This window comes from Sulfitobacter sp. 1A15106 (assembly GCF_043556995.1).
Classification (GTDB): Bacteria; Pseudomonadota; Alphaproteobacteria; order Rhodobacterales; family Rhodobacteraceae; genus Sulfitobacter; species Sulfitobacter faviae.
Map to the genome: position 1 here is coordinate 321,490 of NZ_JBIFFM010000003.1, position 17,619 is coordinate 339,108.

Genomic DNA, 17,619 nt, shown 5'->3' on the forward strand with positions numbered 1-17,619 from the left:
TCTCAGGCTTTCTTGAGGTGGTAGGATTTGGGGCGTGTCAGCGCGTGATAGCCCAGTTCAGACAGGCCCGCGCCGCGCCCGGTTTGCTTGCAGCCGGTCCAGCACAGCGCCGGGTCCAGATAGTCGGCACGGTTCATGAAGACGGTGCCGGTTTCCAACCGCTGGCCGATGGCCTCGGCGGCCTCGGCATCGGCGGTAAAGATCGCGGCGGTCAGACCGAATTGGCTGTCGTTCATCAACGCAATGGCTTCTTCATCGTCCTTGACCGGCATGATGCCGACCACGGGGCCGAAGCTTTCGTCACGCATGACGCGCATCTCATGGGTCACATCGGTGAGCACCTGCGGCGTCAGATAGGCACCGCCATCGTCGGCGGGCATTCTATCGATATGCGCCTTGGCACCTGCCGCCACGGCCTCATCGATCTGCGCGCGAACCTCATTGGCGAAACGCACGTTGGCCATCGGCCCAAGCGTCGTGGCCTGATCCAGCGGATTGCCGAGGTTGAGGTTATTCACCCATGCCACGGCCTTTTCGACAAAGGCGTCATAGAGGCTTTCGTGCACATAGATCCGCTCGATTCCGCAGCAGCACTGGCCCGCGTTGAACATCGCCCCGTCCATCACGCCGTCGACAGCCGCGTCGAGATTGGCATCGGCACGGACATAGGCAGGGTCTTTGCCGCCCAACTCGGTGGCGACACCGGTGAAAGTGCCCGCCGCGGCGCGTTCCATCGCCTGACCGCCGCCGACAGAGCCGGTGAAGTTGACGAAATCAAAGGCGTTGTCGGCGATCAGCGCCGAGGTGGTGTCATGGCTCAGCACAACGTTCTGGAACACATCCTCGGGCACGCCCGCGGCGCGGTAGGCATCGGCGAGGTGTTCACCGACAAGAATGGTCTGCGAGGCATGTTTCAGGATCACCGAATTGCCCGCGATCAGCGCAGGCGCGATGGTGTTGTTCGCGGTCATATAGGGGTAGTTCCACGGCGCCACGACGAAAACCACGCCATGCGGCTCACGCATAATCTTGCGGCTGAAGGCGGCGCTGTCCTCGATCACCTTGGGCGCTAGCGCATCGGCGGCGATCTTGGCCATGTGGCTGGTGCGTTCTTGCAAGCCGCCGAACTCACCCCCGTAGCGCACCGGGCGGCCCATCTGATGGGCCAGCTCCTCGGTCATCCGGTCGGTGGAATTCTCAATCTCTTTCAGCGCGGCCATCACCAGATCGACACGCTCCTGCAAGGGCCGCGCGGCCCATGCCTTTTGCGCCTTGCGCGCGCGGGCGACAGCGTCTTGCGCTGCCTCCGTGCTCAGGGTTTCGCGCTCCGCATAGACCGAACCGTCAATCGGAGAGATACATTTTACCGTCGTCATTCTCAGGCCCTTTCAAAGCCGCGGGCGATTTCCCAATCGGTCACCACCCGGTCATATTCTTCTTGCTCCCATTCCGCCGCGCGGGTGTAATGGGTCACTACATCGTCGCCCAAGACCTCGCGCAGGAACGTCGAGCCGCGCAGGGTCTCGGTTGCTGCCCGCAGGGTCTGGGGGATATCGACAGCGTCGGACTCGCCATAAGCATCGCCGCGTGTGGGCGGGGCAAGCTCCATCTTGTCTTCGATCCCTTTGATTCCGGCGGCCAGCATGACCGTCTGCGCCAGATAAGGGTTCAAGTCCGATCCGCCAATACGGCATTCGACGCGCACGCCCTTTGTCCCTGCCCCACATAGACGGAAACCGGCGGTGCGGTTGTCGACGGACCAGACGGTCTTGGTCGGGGCGAAGGTGCCTTTAGCGAAGCGCTTGTAGCTGTTCACATAGGGGGCGAGGAAATAGGTATATTCCGGCGCATAGGCGATCAGACCGGCCATATAGTGGTGCATGAGTTCGGACATGCCCAACTCACCCTCGCTGTCAAAGAAAGCCGCTTGGCCGTCTTTCCACAGCGACTGGTGGACGTGGCTGGAAGAGCCGACGCGGTCCTTGTGCCACTTGGGCAGGAAGCTTGCCGCATGACCCTGCTGCCAAGCGATCTCCTTGACCGCATGTTTGGCAATCGTGTGATAATCGGCGCAGTCGAGGGCTTGGGAATAGCGGATGTTGAGCTCTTCCTGACCGGCCTCGGCCTCGCCTTTGGAGTTCTCAATCGGCAGACCGGCGGCGAAGAGATGGTTGCGCAGCGGGCGCATCACGTTCTCTTCCTTGGTGGTCTGGAGGATGTTGTAATCCTCATTGTAGCCGCTGATCGGCGTTAGGTCGCGGTAGCCGCCCTTGCGGATCGCGTCAAAGCTCTGCTCGAAGAGAAAGAACTCCAATTCGGTCGCCATCATCGCGTCGAAGCCAAGCTCTTTCAGCCGAGCGATCTGTTTTTTTAACATGGCGCGCGGGGAATGCGGCACCGGGGAATGCGTGTCGTGATCCAGCACGTCGCAAAGCACCATCACCGTGCCTTCCAGCCACGGCACCGGGCGGATCGTGTCGAGATCGGGCTGCATCACATAGTCGCCATAGCCCGTCTCCCACGAAGTGGAGGCAAAGCCTTCGGGCGTGGCCATCTCAAGGTCGGTGGCCAGCAGGTAGTTGCAGCAATGGGTTTCTTTATAGGAGGTCTCGACGAAGTTGACGGCGTGGAAACGCTTGCCCATCAACCGGCCTTGCATATCCACAAGGCACGCAAGGACCGTATCGACGGATCCCTCTTTGACCAGTTTTTTCAGCGCGTCGAATGTCAGTGTGCCGGGCATGTTCTGTCCACTTCAGGGGGTAAGGCGGGGGCGCAGGCAGCGCGCCCCCGGTTGTCGGTTCAGCCGTTGGTGTAGGGCGGACCGGCTTTGTTGATGACTTCGTTATAGTCACGGAAGATCTGCACGATCTTGGCATGCACTTCGCCTTCTTCGGCGATCTCTGTCCAGAAGTCCTTGGCCGCGTTTTCAACCTCGGCCCATTCGTCGGCAGGTACGGTGCTGAGCTTGAGCTTGTCGCCCTGCGCCCGCAGACGCGCCTCGCCGCCCCAGTACCACTGGTTGCGGTAGGTGTGGCCCGCTTCGATCCCCGCCATGACCAACTGTTTGAGGTGATCCGGCAGATCGGCCCACTGCTGCTGGTTGACGAAGAACGACCCGATCCAAGCACCCGAGATGTTGTTGGTCAGGAAGTAGTCGGTCACATCGGCCCAGCCGACGGTGTAGTCTTCGGTGATGCCGGACCACGCCATGCCGTCGAGCTCGCCTGTTTGCACGGCGACTTCGGCGTCCTCGTAGGGAATGTTCACCGGCACCACGCCGAACTTCGACAGGAAGCGGCCCGCGGTGGGGAAGGTGTAGAGCTTCAGACCGTCCAGATCGGCGACCGATTTGATCTCTTTGGTGGTGTTGAAGTTGCAGGGGTCTTGGCCCGCAGCCGACAGCCATTCAACACCGACCTTGGCGTATTCCTCTTTCCAGATTTCGGCCAAACCGTACTGGTTGAACAGCACTGGCACGTCGAGGATGTGCTTGGTGGCGAAGGGGAAGTAGCCGCCGAATTGTTGCAGCGGCGTGGGCGAGGCCATGGAGTCGTCATCGGAATGCACCATGTCGATGGTGCCGCGCTGCATGGCTTGGAACAGCTCACCGGTGGGGACGATCTGGTCGGCGTAGAACAGTTCGATCTCCATCTCGCCGTTGGCGGCGGCATTGATGTAATCGACCGCCGGTTTGGTCACCTGTTCACCCAAAGCGGCGCCGGCATATGTCTGCATGCGCCATTTGATCGGCGCTTGGGCATGCACGATGGAGGGCGCGGCGAGGGCCGCAGGGGCGGCGACGGCGGCCCCGGATAGAAACTTTCTGCGAGTGGTCATACGTCTCTCCTTTGTTGAAATGTCAGGCCGTCTTCGCGCGGCTCTCGTTGTTATTTGTCGTAGATGTAATCGGGCAGCCAAGTCGCGATCTCCGGGAAGACCATGACGAGTATCAACGCCAAGACCATCACCAGCACGAAGGGCGTGATCGACGCATAGATGTCGCGCAGCGTGATCTCTGGCGGGGCCATGGCGCGCATCAGGAACAGGTTATAGCCGAAGGGCGGCGTCATATAGGCGATCTGCGTGGTGATTGTGTAAAGGATACCATACCAGATCAGATCAAAGCCCAGCGCACCGACCAAGGGCACATAGAGCGGCGCCACGATGACCAGCATCGCCGTATCATCAAGGAAGGTGCCCATGATGATGAAGCTAAGCTGCATCATGATCAGGATCATCCAGGGGCTGAGGTTCATCTTCTCGGTGAACAGGCTCTCAATCGCTTTCACCGCGCCCAGCCCGTCAAAGACCGCGCCAAAGGCGAGGGCGGCGAGGATGATCCACATGAACATGCAGGTGATGCCCAAGGTGTTGCGCACGGAGTTCTCGAAAACCTCGCGGGTCATGCGGCCCTTGAGAACGGCAGCAAAGAACGCCGCCGCGGCCCCGATGGCCGAGCTTTCGACCAAGCTGGTCCAACCGTTGACGAAAGGCACCATCATCACCGCAAAGATCACCAGCGGCAGGATGCCCGCGCGCAGCAGGCGCAGTTTCTCGGCACGGGGAATGTCGCGATCCTCGGCTGAGAGGATGGGACCAAGTTCGGGATTCATCCGGCAGCGGATGACGATATAGGCGATGAACATCGCTGCCATCATCAACCCCGGGATGACCCCGGCAAGCCACAACTGCCCCACCGGCTGCCGCGCGATCATCGCGTAAAGCACCAGCACCACCGAAGGCGGCACGAGGATGCCAAGGCTGGACCCTGCTTGGATCACCCCCGTGACCATCCTTTTGTCATAGCCACGTTTCAGCAGTTCCGGGAGCGCAATGGTCGAGCCAATCGCCATGCCCGCCACGCTGAGCCCATTCATCGCCGAGATCAGCACCATCAGGCCAATCGTGCCAATCGCCAGCCCGCCGCGCACCCCGCCCATCCAGACGTGGAACATGCGGTAAAGGTCATCGGCGATGCGGCTTTCGCTCAGGACATAGCCCATGAAGATGAACATCGGCAGCGTCAGCAGCGGATACCATTTCATCAGCTTCATCGCGGCGGCGAAACCGATGTCATAGCCGCCCTTGTCGCCCCACAGCAGCAGCGCCGAAACCACGGCGATAAAGCCGATGGCGCCAAACACCCGCTGGCCGGTCAGTAGCATCAGCATCATTGACGAGAACATCAATGTCGCAATCATTTCATAGGACATCAGATGGCCTCACCCTTGAGCCGCAGCACGTCTTTCGCGAGCTCGGACAGACATTGCAGCAGCATCAGAAAGATGCCGACGATCATCACGACCTTGATCGGCCAGAGATAGGGACGCCATGCGGAACTGGATTGCTCCATATGGCCAACCTCTTCACTGCCGGTGATCAAGCCGCCGAAAAAGCTGAACGGCTCGGTCCCCCAGTAGCCCAGCGAATAGGCCGTAGAGCTTACCGCGCCATAGAGCAGCACGCAGAGGTAGAAGATCAGGAAGAACACGGTGAAGAGGTCAAACCACGCTTTGCGGCGCAGCGACCAATCGCCATAGAGTAGGTCCATCCGCACGTTCGACCCCAGTTGGATCGAATAAGGCCCGCCCAAGATGTAATAGCCCACCATGACAAACTGCGCCATTTCCAACGTCCAAAGCGAGGGGACGAAGAAGGCTTTGCTGACGGTGGACCACAACAGCACCCCCATCAGGACAAAGATGCCATACATCATGATCCGCCCGATCCGCCGGTTCATCGCGTCGATGCCCCGGATATAGCCCCGGATGAACCTCATGGTTTGACCTCCTCCATCTCGGGCCGAGCCATGGCGGCACGGAGCCAATTGCTGATCATCTCGGCCATCTGCCGCTGTTCGGCCTCGGTCGTGATGAGGTCATTACGGATCTCTAGCATGACATGGGGATGACCATGGGCAAGCCCATGCTCCTTCAGTGTATGGGTCACCCCGTCCTGCGGGCCGTAGGGCGCGTTGCGCTCGACATTGAGGTCCGTGAACTCCGACGCCACCGCGAGCATCGCATCGGCAAGGCGCGTGTCGCTGTCATGCAGGATGCCGATCTCAACGCTGCGCGGTTTGCCGTGGTAAATCGGCGTGAAACTATGCACCGTGACAATCGCAGGCGCATCGACCCGTTTGATCGTTGCCGCCAAAGTCTTGCGGAATGGCTCGTAATAGCGCGCCACCCGCTCGGCTCGGCCAGCCTCATCAAGCGTGGCATTGCCGGGGATCGCGAAAATCTCGCTCTGCGCTGGCATCGCGCCCGGGGCTTCGGGCGGGCGGTTGCAGTCATAGACCAGACGCGAAACGCGCCCCGCCACCAGCACCGCATCAAGATCCTGTGCCATGGCCCGGGCCACGCCCAAGGCACCGGGATCCCAAGCCACATGGCTTTCGCGGGCCGCGGCATCCAGCCCCAGACCGTCGTAGCAGGCCGGTATCTCACGCGCCGCATGTTCGCAGACCAAGACCATCGGTGCCTTGGCCCCGGCATTGATCACCTCGACGGCTTCATTCGAAAGATCTGTCTGTTCTGACACCCTGTCCCCCTCAATTGCTTCAAACCTCATTCGGGCGGGGGGCTTCTGTCAACAGAATAATGTCAAATTTATTACAACGCCATTCAGTTTGTGTTATTACTCGTCAAAAGAGGGGCATCCATGGCTGAACCGACGCTGACCATTTCCGACCGTATCCAGCAAGAGCTGGACCGGCTGACCCGTGCGGAACGGCAACTTGCCCATTCGATTCTGGAAAACTACCCCGCCTCCGGCCTTGGCCCGCTGACGGCACTGGCGAAGGATGCCAACGTCTCGACCCCCACCGTGGCGCGGATGGTGCAAAAGCTGGGGTTCAAGGGCTATCCCGAGTTCCAGAACGAGCTGCGCGAAGAGTTGAAGGCCAAGGCCAAGAACCCCATCGCCAAACACGACACATGGACCGAAGGCGCGCCCTCGGGCCATGTGTTGAACCGGTTCACCGATGCGGTGATCGATAACATCCGCCATACGTTGGGCCAGATCGAGCCTGCCACCTTCGACCGCGCCTGCGCCATGATCGCCGATACTGCGCATCCGCTCTATATCGTGGGCGGGCGCATCACCCATGTGATGGCCGAATATCTGTTCCTCCACGCTCAGATCATCCGCCCACGAGTGACACATATTCAATCCACATCAAACGCTTGGCCGCATTACCTGCTGGACGTGGGCGAAGGCGATGTTTTCGTTATTTTTGACGTGCGGCGCTATGAGAACAACACGCTGAAGCTGGCGGAAATGGCCCATGCGCGGGGGGCCAAGATCATCCTCTTCACCGACCAGTGGCGCTCTCCGGTGCATAGCCTTGCCGATATCTGCTTCTCCAGCCGGATCGTCGCGCCCTCAGCTTGGGACAGCGCGGCGGCCACGCTGCTGCTGGTAGAAAGCGTGATCTCGGCCATGCAAGACATCAACTGGGCCGATACGAAGGACCGGGCCGAACGGCTGGAAGACATGTTCGACCAGACCCGTTTGTTCCGCAAATTCACCTAAGCCCCCCGCAAGCAACGCCTTGTCATAAAGGGTATTGGCTTGCCCAAACCCCGCCAGTCGTCTATGGCCAGCACGCCGGGTGTGGTGTCCAGCGCGGTGCCGTGACACGCGCCAAGGCCGGAGGGGGACCGACCATGCGTGATGAAATCTTTTCGCCCAGCGAACTTGAGCGCCATTATGACCTCGCGCCATCGCCAGCGCTGGCGGCTGAAATGGCCGATATCTACGCCCGGATGGACCGCGTGATCTCGCCCCCCGACTGGGCCATCCACGCGCCCTATGTCGCCGCGATCAACAAGCTCAAGAAAGAGCGCAACGCGGTCATCCTCGCGCATAATTACATGACGCCCGACATCTACCATGGCATCGCGGATTTCGTCGGCGACAGCCTGCAACTCGCCATCAAGGCGACCGAGGTTGAGGCCGATGTCATCGTGCAATGCGGCGTGCATTTCATGGCCGAGACCTCGAAAATCTTGAACCCCGCGAAAACCGTGCTGATCCCCGACATGGAAGCGGGTTGCTCGCTGGCCGAAAGCATCACCGCCGAGGGCGTGGCGCAGATGCGCGCGCAATATCCCGGCGCGCCGGTTGTCACTTACGTCAACACCACGGCCGAGGTGAAGGCGGCGTCGGACATCTGCTGCACCTCGTCGAACGCGGCGCAGATCGTGGCTGCGCTTGAGGCAGAGACGATCATCATGACGCCGGACAAATACCTTGCCCAGAACATCGCCAAACAGGTGCCGCAAAAGCGCATCGTCTGGTGGGACGGCGCCTGCATCGTGCACGAACGCTACACCGCAAAAGATATCGCCGACTACCGCGAGTGGAACCCCGACACCCGCATCATCGCGCATCCGGAATGCCCGCCCGACGTGGTGGCGGAGGCGGATTTCTCCGGCTCGACCAGCGGGATCCTCGACTATGTGCACCGCGATAAACCCGCCAAGGCGATGTTGGTCACCGAATGCTCCATGGCTTCGAACATCGCCGATGAATTGCCCGAGGTCGATTTCGTCGGTCCCTGCAACATGTGCCCCTACATGAAGAAGATCACGCTGGAAAAGGTGCTCTGGTCGCTGCACACGATGTCCGGCGCCGTCGAGGTAGAGGCCGAGGTTGCCAGCAAGGCGCGGGTGGCCGTGCAACGGATGATCGACCTCTCCCGCGAACTCGGCCTCTGAAGGGCGCGCGCGTGGAGCAGATCACAACCGGCAGGATCATCATCGTTGGGGCCGGTCTGGGCGCGCTCTATGCCGCTCTTTGTCTTTCGCCGCGCCCGGTTTTGCTGATCTCGCCCGATCCTTTGGGGTCTGGGGCCAGTTCTGCTTGGGCGCAGGGCGGCGTGGCCGCCGCGATGGCGCAGGCCGACAGCCCCGAGGCCCATGCGCTCGACACCATCAAAGCGGGGGCGGGCACGGTCGAGCCGCGCGTCGCCGCCACCGTAACGGATGAGGCCCGGGCCCATATCCTCGCCCTGACGGATTTCGGCACCGCCTTCGACCGCAGCGCCGATGGCGGCTATGTCATGTCGCGCGAGGCCGCACATAGCTTTGCCCGCGTCGTGCGCGTGCAAGGCGATCAAGCGGGGGCCGAGATCATGCGCGCCCTGATCGAAAAGGTGCGCGAAACACCCTCGATCCAAGTGCTCGAAGGGGTGCTAGCCCGCGGTTTGGAAAGTGACGGCACCAAGGTCACCGGGGTCGAGGTCGAACTGGCCCGGCCCGAAGGCTCCGCCCCCGTGATGCTGCGCGGCGCGGGGGTCTTGCTGGCGGGCGGCGGCTCTGGCGGGCTTTATGCGCTGACCACCAACCCGGCCCGCATTCGCGGGCAGGTGATCGGCATGGCCGCCCGGGCGGGCGCGCTCATTGCCGATGCTGAGTTCGTACAATTCCACCCGACCGCCATCGACTGCGGCGAAGACCCCGCGCCCTTGGCGACCGAAGCGCTGCGCGGGGCCGGGGCGCATCTGATCAACCACGAAGGCGCGCGTTTTATGGAGGCGGTTCACCCCCTTGCCGAGCTTGCCCCGCGCGATGTTGTGGCCCATGCGATCTTTGCCCAGACCCAGACGGGGCTGCGCCCCATGCTGGACACCCGCGCGGCCTTGGGCGCGGCGGTGCTGACCGACTACCCCGCCGTCGCAGCCGCCTGCGCGCGCAATGGCATCGACCCGGTGACCCAGCCCATCCCCGTCGCCGCCGCGGCGCATTACCATATGGGCGGTGTCGCGACGGATGCGCATGGCCGCTCAAGCCTCGCCGGGCTCTGGGTCTGCGGAGAGGCGTCTTCGACCGGGCTGCACGGCGCGAACCGTCTGGCATCCAACGGGCTGCTCGAAGCGCTGGTCTTTGCCCGCCGCGCGGCGCAGGACATGCTTGAGGAATGCGAGGCGGGTGACGATGACGCCGTACAGCTGCCGGAATTGTCTGCTGGCGAGACACCGAACGAGACCCTCGTCACCCGCCTGCGCCAAACCATGACCGCAGAGGTCGGCGTGCTGCGGGATGCGGCGGGCTTGCACCGCGCCTTGACGGCCATCGCCGAGATCGAAGCGGCGCAACCCGATTGCGCCCAGTTGCAAAACATGACCGCCACCGCAACGCTGATCGCCGCCGCCGCCCTCGCCCGCCGCGAAAGCCGGGGCGCGCATTGCCGCACGGACTATCCCGAAACGCTCCCCGAAGCCGCCCGCAGCTTCATGACATTGGCCGAGGCCACCGCCCGCCGTACCAACCCCGAGGACGCCTGAAGATGACCACCGCCCTGCCCGACCTGATCCTTGAGCCGTTGGTCCGTGCCGCTTTGCTGGAAGACCTCGGCACCTATGGTGACGTCACGACCCGGAGCGTGATCCCCGAGGGCACGACCTATACCGCCCGGCTGCGCGCCCGCGCCGAGGGGGTCATCTCTGGCATGCAGATCGCGCGGCTGGCCTTCCACCTTGTCGACCCCACGCTTGAGGTGCGCACGCTGAAAGAAGACGGCAGCAGGATCGCCAAAGGTGACACGCTGATGGAGATCGAAGGGTCCGCATCCGCGATCCTCTCGGCGGAACGTGTGGCCTTGAACTTTGCCGGGCGGCTCTCGGGCATCGCTACCCTGACGGCGGCCTGCGTGGCCGAGACCAAGGGCACCGAGACCCGCATCACCTGCACCCGCAAGACAACGCCGGGGCTGCGCATGGTCGAGAAACAGGCAGTGCTGCATGGCGGCGGGTTCAACCACCGCTTCTCCCTCTCCGACGCGATCCTGATCAAGGACAACCACATCGCCGCCGGGGGCATCCGGCCCGTTTTGCAGGCGGTCAAGGCCAATGCTTCGCATATGATCCGCGTCGAGATCGAGGTCGACACGCTGGCGCAACTTCAAGAGGTCTTGGACGAAGGCGGCGCGGATGTGGTGCTGTTGGATAATATGGACACGCCGACGCTCGCGCAGGCGGTCGAAATGGCACAGGGGCGCATCGTGCTGGAGGCTTCGGGCAACATGACCCTGCCGCGCTTGGCCGAGGTCGCGGCAACGGGGGTGCACTATATCTCTATGGGCGCGCTGACACATTCTGCGACAACGCTGGACCTTGGGCTGGATTTCTGAACCAACTGGGGCAAAGATCGCGCAGCCAGCGAAGGGAGCCCGCCATGTCCGACCTTACCATCCGAACCGTGAGAGACCATGACCGCGCCGATTGGGAGCGGCTTTATCAAGGCTATGCCGAATTCTATAAAGTCGAGCAGACGCCGGAGATGCGCGCGCGGGTCTGGTCTTGGCTGCATGATCCGCTGACCGAGGTCGAAGGGCTGGTCTGTGAAGATGCCGAAGGACGGGTGATCGGCCTGACCCATTTTCGGCATTTCGCCCGCCCGCTCGCTGCGGCGACGGGCTGTTTCCTCGACGATCTTTTCGTGGCCCCCGAAGCCCGTGGAAGCGGGGCTGCCGATGCGCTGATCGGAGAGGTGAAGAAGATCGCCCAAAAGCGCGGCTGGAGCCTCGTCCGCTGGATCACGGCCGAGGATAACTACCGCGGCCGTGGTGTTTATGACAGGCTGGCCACCCGGACCAACTGGGTCACCTACGACATTAAGCTGTAGGGTCCGGCGCTTTCTTGGGCGTCTCGGGATCGGTCGGCTTTTCCGGTTCGGTCACCAGTTCCGCATCTTCGATATCCTCCGTCCGCGTGGTCAACGCCCCCTCCGTTGGGGTCGTTTCCGGCGCGCCCACGATCAGCGGCAGCATCTGAACACCGCTCGGCATGGCCACCTCCGACAGCGGCGGCGTCTTCCATTCCAGCGTGTCGAAGCTCTTGCAGTTCTCGCAGATCGGCACCCATTCGGCATGGATGTGGTGGCAGTTCTCGCAAATCCACTGCGGCCCCCGTGAGACGTTCAGCGCGCGTGTCAGCCAGCCTTTGACCACGGTGTCCGGCGCGCCCTCGCCCCGCTCGATCGCCGCCATCAGGGTGACGGACCGGGCCGAGGGATCGGTCTCAACCAGATTGCCAAGCGCCCGGCGCGCTTCGGGGAAGTCTTCGTTGGCGATGTGCAGTTCGGCCAGCAGCATCTTGGTCTCGGGATGGTCGGGCTGAGATTTGGTCAGCGCGCGGAACCGTTTGATCCGCTGGGGCGGTGTCTCATCCGGCTGAATCTCGGCAAAGGCGGCGGCAAGATCGGGGTGCGGCTGCACGCTCCACGCTTTTTGCAGCACTTTGGAAGCATTGCGGGGCTTGTCCTGCGCGATATAGCTGCGCGCGGCCATCACGGCGGCGGGCACCAGATCGGGCGACAGGCGGTTGGCTTCGATCGCGGCCTCGCGGGCTTCGACACTATTGCCCTCGTCGATGACCTCGCGCGCCTCGGAGAGCGCCAGAACCGCGTCGCGGCGTTTGTGCACATCGCGCGGCAGATGGCCGTTTTTATACTTGGCCTGCAGAGTGCCACGCGCACCGGTCCAATCATGTTTCTCGGCCTGCAACTTCAGGAGCGTGTCGCCGGTTTCCTCGTGTTTCGGCTTCAGCGCGAAGGCTTTCTCGGCCAGTTTCAGCGCCGTTTCGGTATCTCCGTCAGCCAGCTTCTGCTTCATGATACCGCGCACGCCGACGAAACGGGTCTTTTCGTCTTCGACCAGCTTGCGATAGGTCCGTTCGGCCTTGCGACGGTCCCCCGCCAACTCCGCCGCCTGCGCGGTCAGCAGATTGGTCAGCGCCGGGCGTTTGAGATAGCGGTCGGCCTTGGCCGCCTTGGCCATCGCGACCTGACCCTCGCCGCTGGCCAGCGCCATCAACCCGTCCGACAGTGCTTCATAGCCCTTACGCTCACGGTTGCGGTCAAAGTAGCGCGACAGCGCCGTCTCATCGCCATTCAAGAAATGCCAGACCGCCGAGAGCAGCGACACGATCTTGAGCAGCACCCAAACCGCAAGCATCAACAGCAAAACGGCGATCACCGATTGCAACGGTCCAAGGGTATATTCCGTGCCCGCCACGGTCAGCTGAATGCCACCTTCGCTTTCCAACAGGAAGCCTGCACCCCAAGCCAGAGCGGCGACCAGCACGACAAAAAGAACGATTTTAATAAGAGACCAGAGCATTTTTCGTTCCTCAGTTGGCCGTCAGGCGTTGGGAGAGTTCATTGGCGGCGGTTTCAGCCGCCTGACGCCCGCGGGCATCGGCGAGCCATTCCGCCATCGCATCCTGCGCGGGGGCTGGCAGCGTGTCGATCTCGGCCAGCGCATCGGTCAAACGGCCATCGCGCACCGCCGCTTCGGCGCGAGAAAGGACTGCATCGGCATCCGTCCCTTCGCGCGGCGCGACCGAGCGAGCACCGAGTTGACGTTTCAGGAAATTGCCAAAGCCGCCTTCGCCCTCTTCCGGCACGGCGGCACGGGCGGTGGCCAGCGCTTCACGCGCGGCATCGGGATAGCGCGCTTGGAGATTGGCGAGGGTGACAACACCGCCCGAGGCGCTTTCACGCAGGGTTTCGGGTATGTCCTCGACCCCGGCCTGCCGCAATTCGGCCAGCGGCGCTTCGAAGGGGCGGCCGGCGCTGATCGCGGCGTTCATCTGGGTCATCGCAGTCTGGGCACGGGCCGCTTCCGCCGCGGCGGCAGTAGCCTCTTCGGCGGTCTGGGCGTTTTCCAGCAGGCTCTCGATCTCGCTGCGCTGTTCGGCGACGGAGGCGCGCAGGGCTTCCATCTCACGCTCAAAGGCCGCGACCGCGACTTGGTTGTCACCGCCGGTGGCGGGTTGCTTTTCAACCGTGGTGAGGCGGCTGTCGATCTCGGCCAATTGGCTTTGCAGCGCCGAGAGGGCCTCGCGGCTGCCGGTCAGTTCCTCGCGCAGCGCGTCGACCTGCGGCAGGCTTTCCGGAAGGGTGGCAGGCTCTTCAACGCGGGCTTCCAGTTCCGCGATGCGGGCCTGCTGCGCTTCCATCGCGCTCTGCAATTCTGCCGCGCTTTGTGCCCGGGTGCCCAAGACGTCATACTCCGATGCGGCAAAGCCGAGGCCCGCAGCGATGGCACCGCCAAGCAGCATGGGGAAGAACACGCTGCGCTTGCGCTCTTTCGGGGCAGGCTCAGGCGCCGGGGTCGAGGCGGGTGGGGACATCGGTTTGGACGTGGCAGGGCTTGGCTTTTCAGCCTTTTCCGGCGCGGGTTTGGATGAGCTACCGCTCGGCTTAGACGCAGCCGCCGAGGCGCGTGAGGGCGCGGGATCAGCGGCCGGTTTGTCTTTGGCAGCCGGTGTGTCCTTGGGTGCAGCGCTGGTGGCGCTTGTCTTGGGGTCGTCCTTGGGCGAGGCCGTCTGGGGCTTCGTCTCTTTCGCCGGTGTGGCGCTCTCGGGCTTGTCTTTAACGGGTGTTGCAGTTTCGGGCTTGGCCGGGGCTTTGTCGTCCGGCTTGGCCCCAGCGGCGGGCGTTGCCGTTGCTTTATCCGTTGTGGGCGTGGTGCTGGATGTCTTCAACGGGTCGGCCTTGCCCGTTTCGGTTTTCGCCGCGTCGGGCTTCACATCCTCGGTTTTCGGCGTGTCGGGTTTAACTGGCTCCGCCCCCTTACCAACGGTCTGGCTGGGTTTCGCGGCCTCGGCCTTCTCTGCCATGGTCGCCTTATCCGCCGCGGGAGGCGTCTGATCGGCTGTGGTCTTGTCCGCTTCGCTTTTGCTGACCGTCTTCTTGGGTTTTGCCACGCCTCACGCCTTTCGATTCTGAACCTGTCATTCACTCGCAATGGCGAGCTTACCCGGCATACCTATGCCCCTCAAGGCAAGGTGGTGCAGCGGAATAGTTTTTCAACGGCCTCTGCCATGGCCTCGCCGGTGGGTTCTGCGGCGACATCATGCGCATAGAGCGGCAGAGCTTCAAGCGCCTGAGCGGCGGCGCGGCTGATCGACAGGGCGATGACCCGTTCCGTCGAGCTTGCTTCGCGGGCGAAATGCTGTGCGCTGCGCGGGGAAAACAACGGCACGATGACAGGGTTAGGGCCCTCTAGAAGGGTCTGCGCGGCGGTAGAGAGCGGCAGAAGGGTCTGGTCATAGACCGTGGCGCTTTCCACTTTCAGACCTGCGGCGCTTAAAATTCCGGCAATATCTGCCCGCCGGTGCCGCCCGGCAAGGTGCAAGAGCGGGCCGATCCGAGGGCGTTCCGCCAAGGTCGCGATCAGCGCCTCGGCATCCAGCCCGACCATCTGCGCCTGCCAGCCCGCTTTGCCCGCCGCCGCCGTGGTCTGCGGGCCGACGCAATAGGCAGGCCGCCCCTCCCCCGGCGGCGCATGGGCCACGGCATTGGCCGAGGTAAAGATCACCCCGGCATAGGGCGAAAGATCGACAGGCTCACCCGTCGCGGTAATCTCGATCAGCGGAGAGATCACGGCCCCGTCGCGCAGCGCAGACGAAAGCCGATCCAGAAACTGCGCGGCACCGGGCTGGGGACGTGTCAGAAGCAATCTTGGCTGCGGCATCGCAAGGCTCCGGCATTGTTTGCGCGTGAGAGCGGTGTTACCTGCGGTACAGGTGCCTTGCAACGGAAAGCCCCCATGCCCTCTACCCAGTCTCAGACCCGCTTGATCCTTGGTTTGGAAAGCAGTTGCGACGATACCGCCGCCGCCGTGGTACGCATGGAGGAGGACGGGCGCGGCAAGGTGCTGGCCTCGGTCGTGGCGGGCCAGACCGAGCTGCACGCCGACTTTGGCGGCGTTGTTCCTGAAATCGCCGCCCGCGCCCATGCCGAGAAATTGGACCACTGTGTCGAGGATGCCTTGGCCGAAGCCGGGATCGGCCTGCCGCTGATCGACGCCATCGCGGTGACCGCCGGGCCGGGGCTGATCGGCGGCGTGGTGTCGGGCGTGATGTGCGCCAAGGGGCTCTCGGCGGCGATGGGCAAACCGCTTTACGGGGTGAACCATTTGGCAGGTCACGCGCTGACCCCGCGGCTGACCAATGATGTGCCCTATCCTTATCTGATGCTTCTGGTCTCGGGCGGGCATTGTCAGTTTCTGCTGGTGCGCGGGCCGGAAAGTTTCGACCGTCTCGGCGGTACCATCGACGATGCCCCGGGGGAGGCCTTTGACAAGGTCGCGCGGCTGTTGGGCCTGCCCCAGCCAGGCGGACCGTCGATCGAAAAATGCGCCCAAAAGGGCGATGCGAAACGCTTTGCCCTGCCGCGCCCCCTGCTGGATCGCGAGGGCTGCGACATGTCCTTCTCGGGCCTGAAAACCGCCGTGCTGCGCGCGCGCGACAAATGCGTGGCAGAGCGTGGCGGGCTGACGCGACAGGATCAAGCGGACCTCGCGGCAGGGTTCCAAGCCGCCGTGGTCGATGTGCTGGCCCATAAAACGCGCCGCGCCTTTGCGGAGTATCCCGCGACAGGCGCGCGGAGCCTTTGCGTGGCGGGGGGCGTGGCGGCAAACAAGTCCATCCGCGCCGCGTTAGAGACTGTTGCGGCAGCGCAAGAGGCCGCCTTCGTCGCGCCGCCCTTGGCGCTTTGCACCGATAATGCCGCGATGATCGCCTTCGCGGCGGGAGAGCAGGCCGCCCTGCGGGATGCCGATGACCTGACCCTCGCCGCGCGGCCCCGCTGGCCGCTGGATACCGCGCGCCCGTCGATGTTGGGCAGCGGCAAGAAGGGGGCCAAGGCATGAGCGTTTCCGTCCTCGGCGCGGGGGCATTCGGCACGGCGCTGGCCATTTCGCTTGCGGGCAAAGGGCCGGTAACACTCTGGGCGCGTGACGCGGGGGATATGGCCGCGCGGCGCGAGAACGCCAAACGCCTGCCCGGCTGCCCTTTCCCCGATAGGCTCAGCGTGACCGAAAGCCTTGACCAAGCGGCTGCGGGTGAGACCCTTTTGCTGGCCGTGCCGATGCAAAAGCTGCGCAGCGTGTTGGAGGAACATCGCGCAGCGCTTCACGGGAAACATTTGGTCGCCTGCTGCAAAGGCATCGAACTCAGCAGCGGCGTGGGGCCGGTCAGCGTGATCGAAGAGACCATTCCCCAAGCCACCGCCGCGATCCTGACGGGACCGAGCTTTGCCGCCGATATCGCACGGGGCCTGCCCACCGCGCTCACCTTGGCCTGTGCAGACCCTGCGGCGGGCGAACAGCTGCAAGCGGAACTGACCACGGCGAACCTGCGGCTTTACCGCACCACGGATACCACCGGCGCGGAATTGGGCGGGGCGCTGAAAAATGTCGTCGCCATCGCCAGCGGGGCCGCGATAGGGGCCGGATTGGGCGAAAGCGCCCGCGCCGCGCTGATGACCCGCGGCTATGCCGAAATGCAACGCCTTGCCGCCCATCTGAAGGCTGAGCCGACAACGCTGGCCGGGCTTTCGGGCTTTGGTGATCTCACGCTGACCTGCACCTCCGAGCAATCGCGCAACTACCGTTTGGGACAATCGCTGGGCCAAGGCACCCCCTTTGACCCGTCGACCACAGTCGAAGGGGCCGCGACCGCCCGCGCCGTCGATGCGCTGGCCCGCGAAGCGGCGCTCGATATGCCGATCACCCGCGCGGTTGCCGGATTGCTCGACAACCAGTTAGATGTGGCTGGTGCCATGAAATCTTTGCTGACACGCCCCCTAAAGGAAGAATGAT

At 63.3% G+C, this 17,619-nt stretch carries 16 protein-coding genes; 7 read left to right on the plus strand and 9 right to left on the minus strand.

Annotated elements, in window-relative coordinates; genetic code table 11:
• Positions 1-2 precede the first annotated feature (2 nt).
• The 6 genes from ACGYKA_RS06510 to ACGYKA_RS06535 are packed head-to-tail and all read right to left on the minus strand — an operon-like array spanning position 3 to position 6,480.
• Complete coding sequence (locus ACGYKA_RS06510) at positions 3-1,376, minus strand: aldehyde dehydrogenase family protein (protein WP_394408094.1); 1,374 nt, start codon at positions 1,374-1,376, stop codon at positions 3-5.
• A gap of 2 nt (positions 1,377-1,378) precedes the next feature.
• Entirely contained in the window at positions 1,379-2,743 is a 1,365-nt protein-coding gene (locus ACGYKA_RS06515) for a glutamine synthetase family protein (protein WP_394408091.1), read from the minus strand.
• Between the two features lie 59 nt (positions 2,744-2,802).
• A complete protein-coding gene (locus ACGYKA_RS06520) occupies positions 2,803-3,840 on the minus strand; it encodes a TRAP transporter substrate-binding protein (protein WP_136720278.1) in 1,038 nt (345 codons plus the stop codon).
• A gap of 50 nt (positions 3,841-3,890) precedes the next feature.
• Positions 3,891-5,216: a TRAP transporter large permease subunit gene (locus tag ACGYKA_RS06525; protein WP_067268276.1), complete on the minus strand. Its 1,326-nt coding sequence runs from the start codon at positions 5,214-5,216 to the stop codon at positions 3,891-3,893.
• A complete protein-coding gene (locus ACGYKA_RS06530; protein WP_067268278.1) occupies positions 5,216-5,782 on the minus strand; it encodes a TRAP transporter small permease subunit in 567 nt (188 codons plus the stop codon). Before ACGYKA_RS06530 ends, ACGYKA_RS06525 begins: the two co-directional genes overlap by 1 nt.
• Complete coding sequence (locus ACGYKA_RS06535; RefSeq protein ID WP_394408782.1) at positions 5,779-6,480, minus strand: N-formylglutamate amidohydrolase; 702 nt, start codon at positions 6,478-6,480, stop codon at positions 5,779-5,781. The genes ACGYKA_RS06530 and ACGYKA_RS06535 overlap by 4 nt, the downstream gene beginning before the upstream one ends.
• A gap of 186 nt (positions 6,481-6,666) precedes the next feature.
• On the opposite strand from ACGYKA_RS06535, the gene ACGYKA_RS06540 reads away from it, so the two are divergent.
• The 5 genes from ACGYKA_RS06540 to ACGYKA_RS06560 all read left to right on the plus strand — a co-directional run bounded on the left by ACGYKA_RS06540 (position 6,667) and on the right by ACGYKA_RS06560 (position 11,633).
• On the plus strand, positions 6,667-7,539 hold the full coding sequence (locus tag ACGYKA_RS06540) for a MurR/RpiR family transcriptional regulator (RefSeq protein ID WP_322328646.1): 873 nt from the start codon (positions 6,667-6,669) through the stop codon (positions 7,537-7,539).
• A 134-nt stretch (positions 7,540-7,673) separates the two neighbouring features.
• Positions 7,674-8,726: a quinolinate synthase NadA gene (gene nadA, locus ACGYKA_RS06545; RefSeq protein WP_394408088.1), complete on the plus strand. Its 1,053-nt coding sequence runs from the start codon at positions 7,674-7,676 to the stop codon at positions 8,724-8,726.
• Between the two features lie 11 nt (positions 8,727-8,737).
• Complete coding sequence (locus ACGYKA_RS06550; protein WP_394408085.1) at positions 8,738-10,294, plus strand: L-aspartate oxidase; 1,557 nt, start codon at positions 8,738-8,740, stop codon at positions 10,292-10,294.
• A 2-nt stretch (positions 10,295-10,296) separates the two neighbouring features.
• Positions 10,297-11,139 carry a carboxylating nicotinate-nucleotide diphosphorylase gene (nadC, locus tag ACGYKA_RS06555; protein ID WP_394438277.1) on the plus strand — a complete coding sequence of 281 codons (843 nt, stop codon included), beginning with the start codon at positions 10,297-10,299 and terminating at the stop codon, positions 11,137-11,139.
• Positions 11,140-11,183: 44 nt separating this feature from the next.
• The gene (locus ACGYKA_RS06560) at positions 11,184-11,633 is read left to right on the plus strand and encodes a GNAT family N-acetyltransferase (RefSeq protein ID WP_067268284.1); all 450 of its coding nucleotides are present in this window, start codon (positions 11,184-11,186) and stop codon (positions 11,631-11,633) included.
• Here the strand turns inward: ACGYKA_RS06560 and ACGYKA_RS06565 are convergent.
• From ACGYKA_RS06565 to ACGYKA_RS06575, 3 genes are all read right to left on the minus strand, one after another.
• Complete coding sequence (locus ACGYKA_RS06565; RefSeq protein ID WP_067268285.1) at positions 11,623-13,128, minus strand: heme biosynthesis protein HemY; 1,506 nt, start codon at positions 13,126-13,128, stop codon at positions 11,623-11,625. The two genes, ACGYKA_RS06560 and ACGYKA_RS06565, sit on opposite strands and share 11 nt — an antisense overlap.
• Before the next feature lie 10 nt (positions 13,129-13,138).
• Positions 13,139-14,719 carry a hypothetical protein gene (locus ACGYKA_RS06570; RefSeq protein WP_394408079.1) on the minus strand — a complete coding sequence of 527 codons (1,581 nt, stop codon included), beginning with the start codon at positions 14,717-14,719 and terminating at the stop codon, positions 13,139-13,141.
• 71 nt (positions 14,720-14,790) lie between these two features.
• A complete protein-coding gene (locus tag ACGYKA_RS06575; protein ID WP_394408076.1) occupies positions 14,791-15,489 on the minus strand; it encodes a uroporphyrinogen-III synthase in 699 nt (232 codons plus the stop codon).
• Positions 15,490-15,564: 75 nt separating this feature from the next.
• Between ACGYKA_RS06575 and tsaD the strand changes: the two genes are divergently transcribed.
• Positions 15,565-16,668: a tRNA (adenosine(37)-N6)-threonylcarbamoyltransferase complex transferase subunit TsaD gene (gene tsaD / locus ACGYKA_RS06580; protein ID WP_394408073.1), complete on the plus strand. Its 1,104-nt coding sequence runs from the start codon at positions 15,565-15,567 to the stop codon at positions 16,666-16,668.
• Positions 16,665-17,618: an NAD(P)H-dependent glycerol-3-phosphate dehydrogenase gene (locus ACGYKA_RS06585; protein WP_394408070.1), complete on the plus strand. Its 954-nt coding sequence runs from the start codon at positions 16,665-16,667 to the stop codon at positions 17,616-17,618. Before tsaD ends, ACGYKA_RS06585 begins: the two co-directional genes overlap by 4 nt.
• Position 17,619 lies beyond the last annotated feature (1 nt).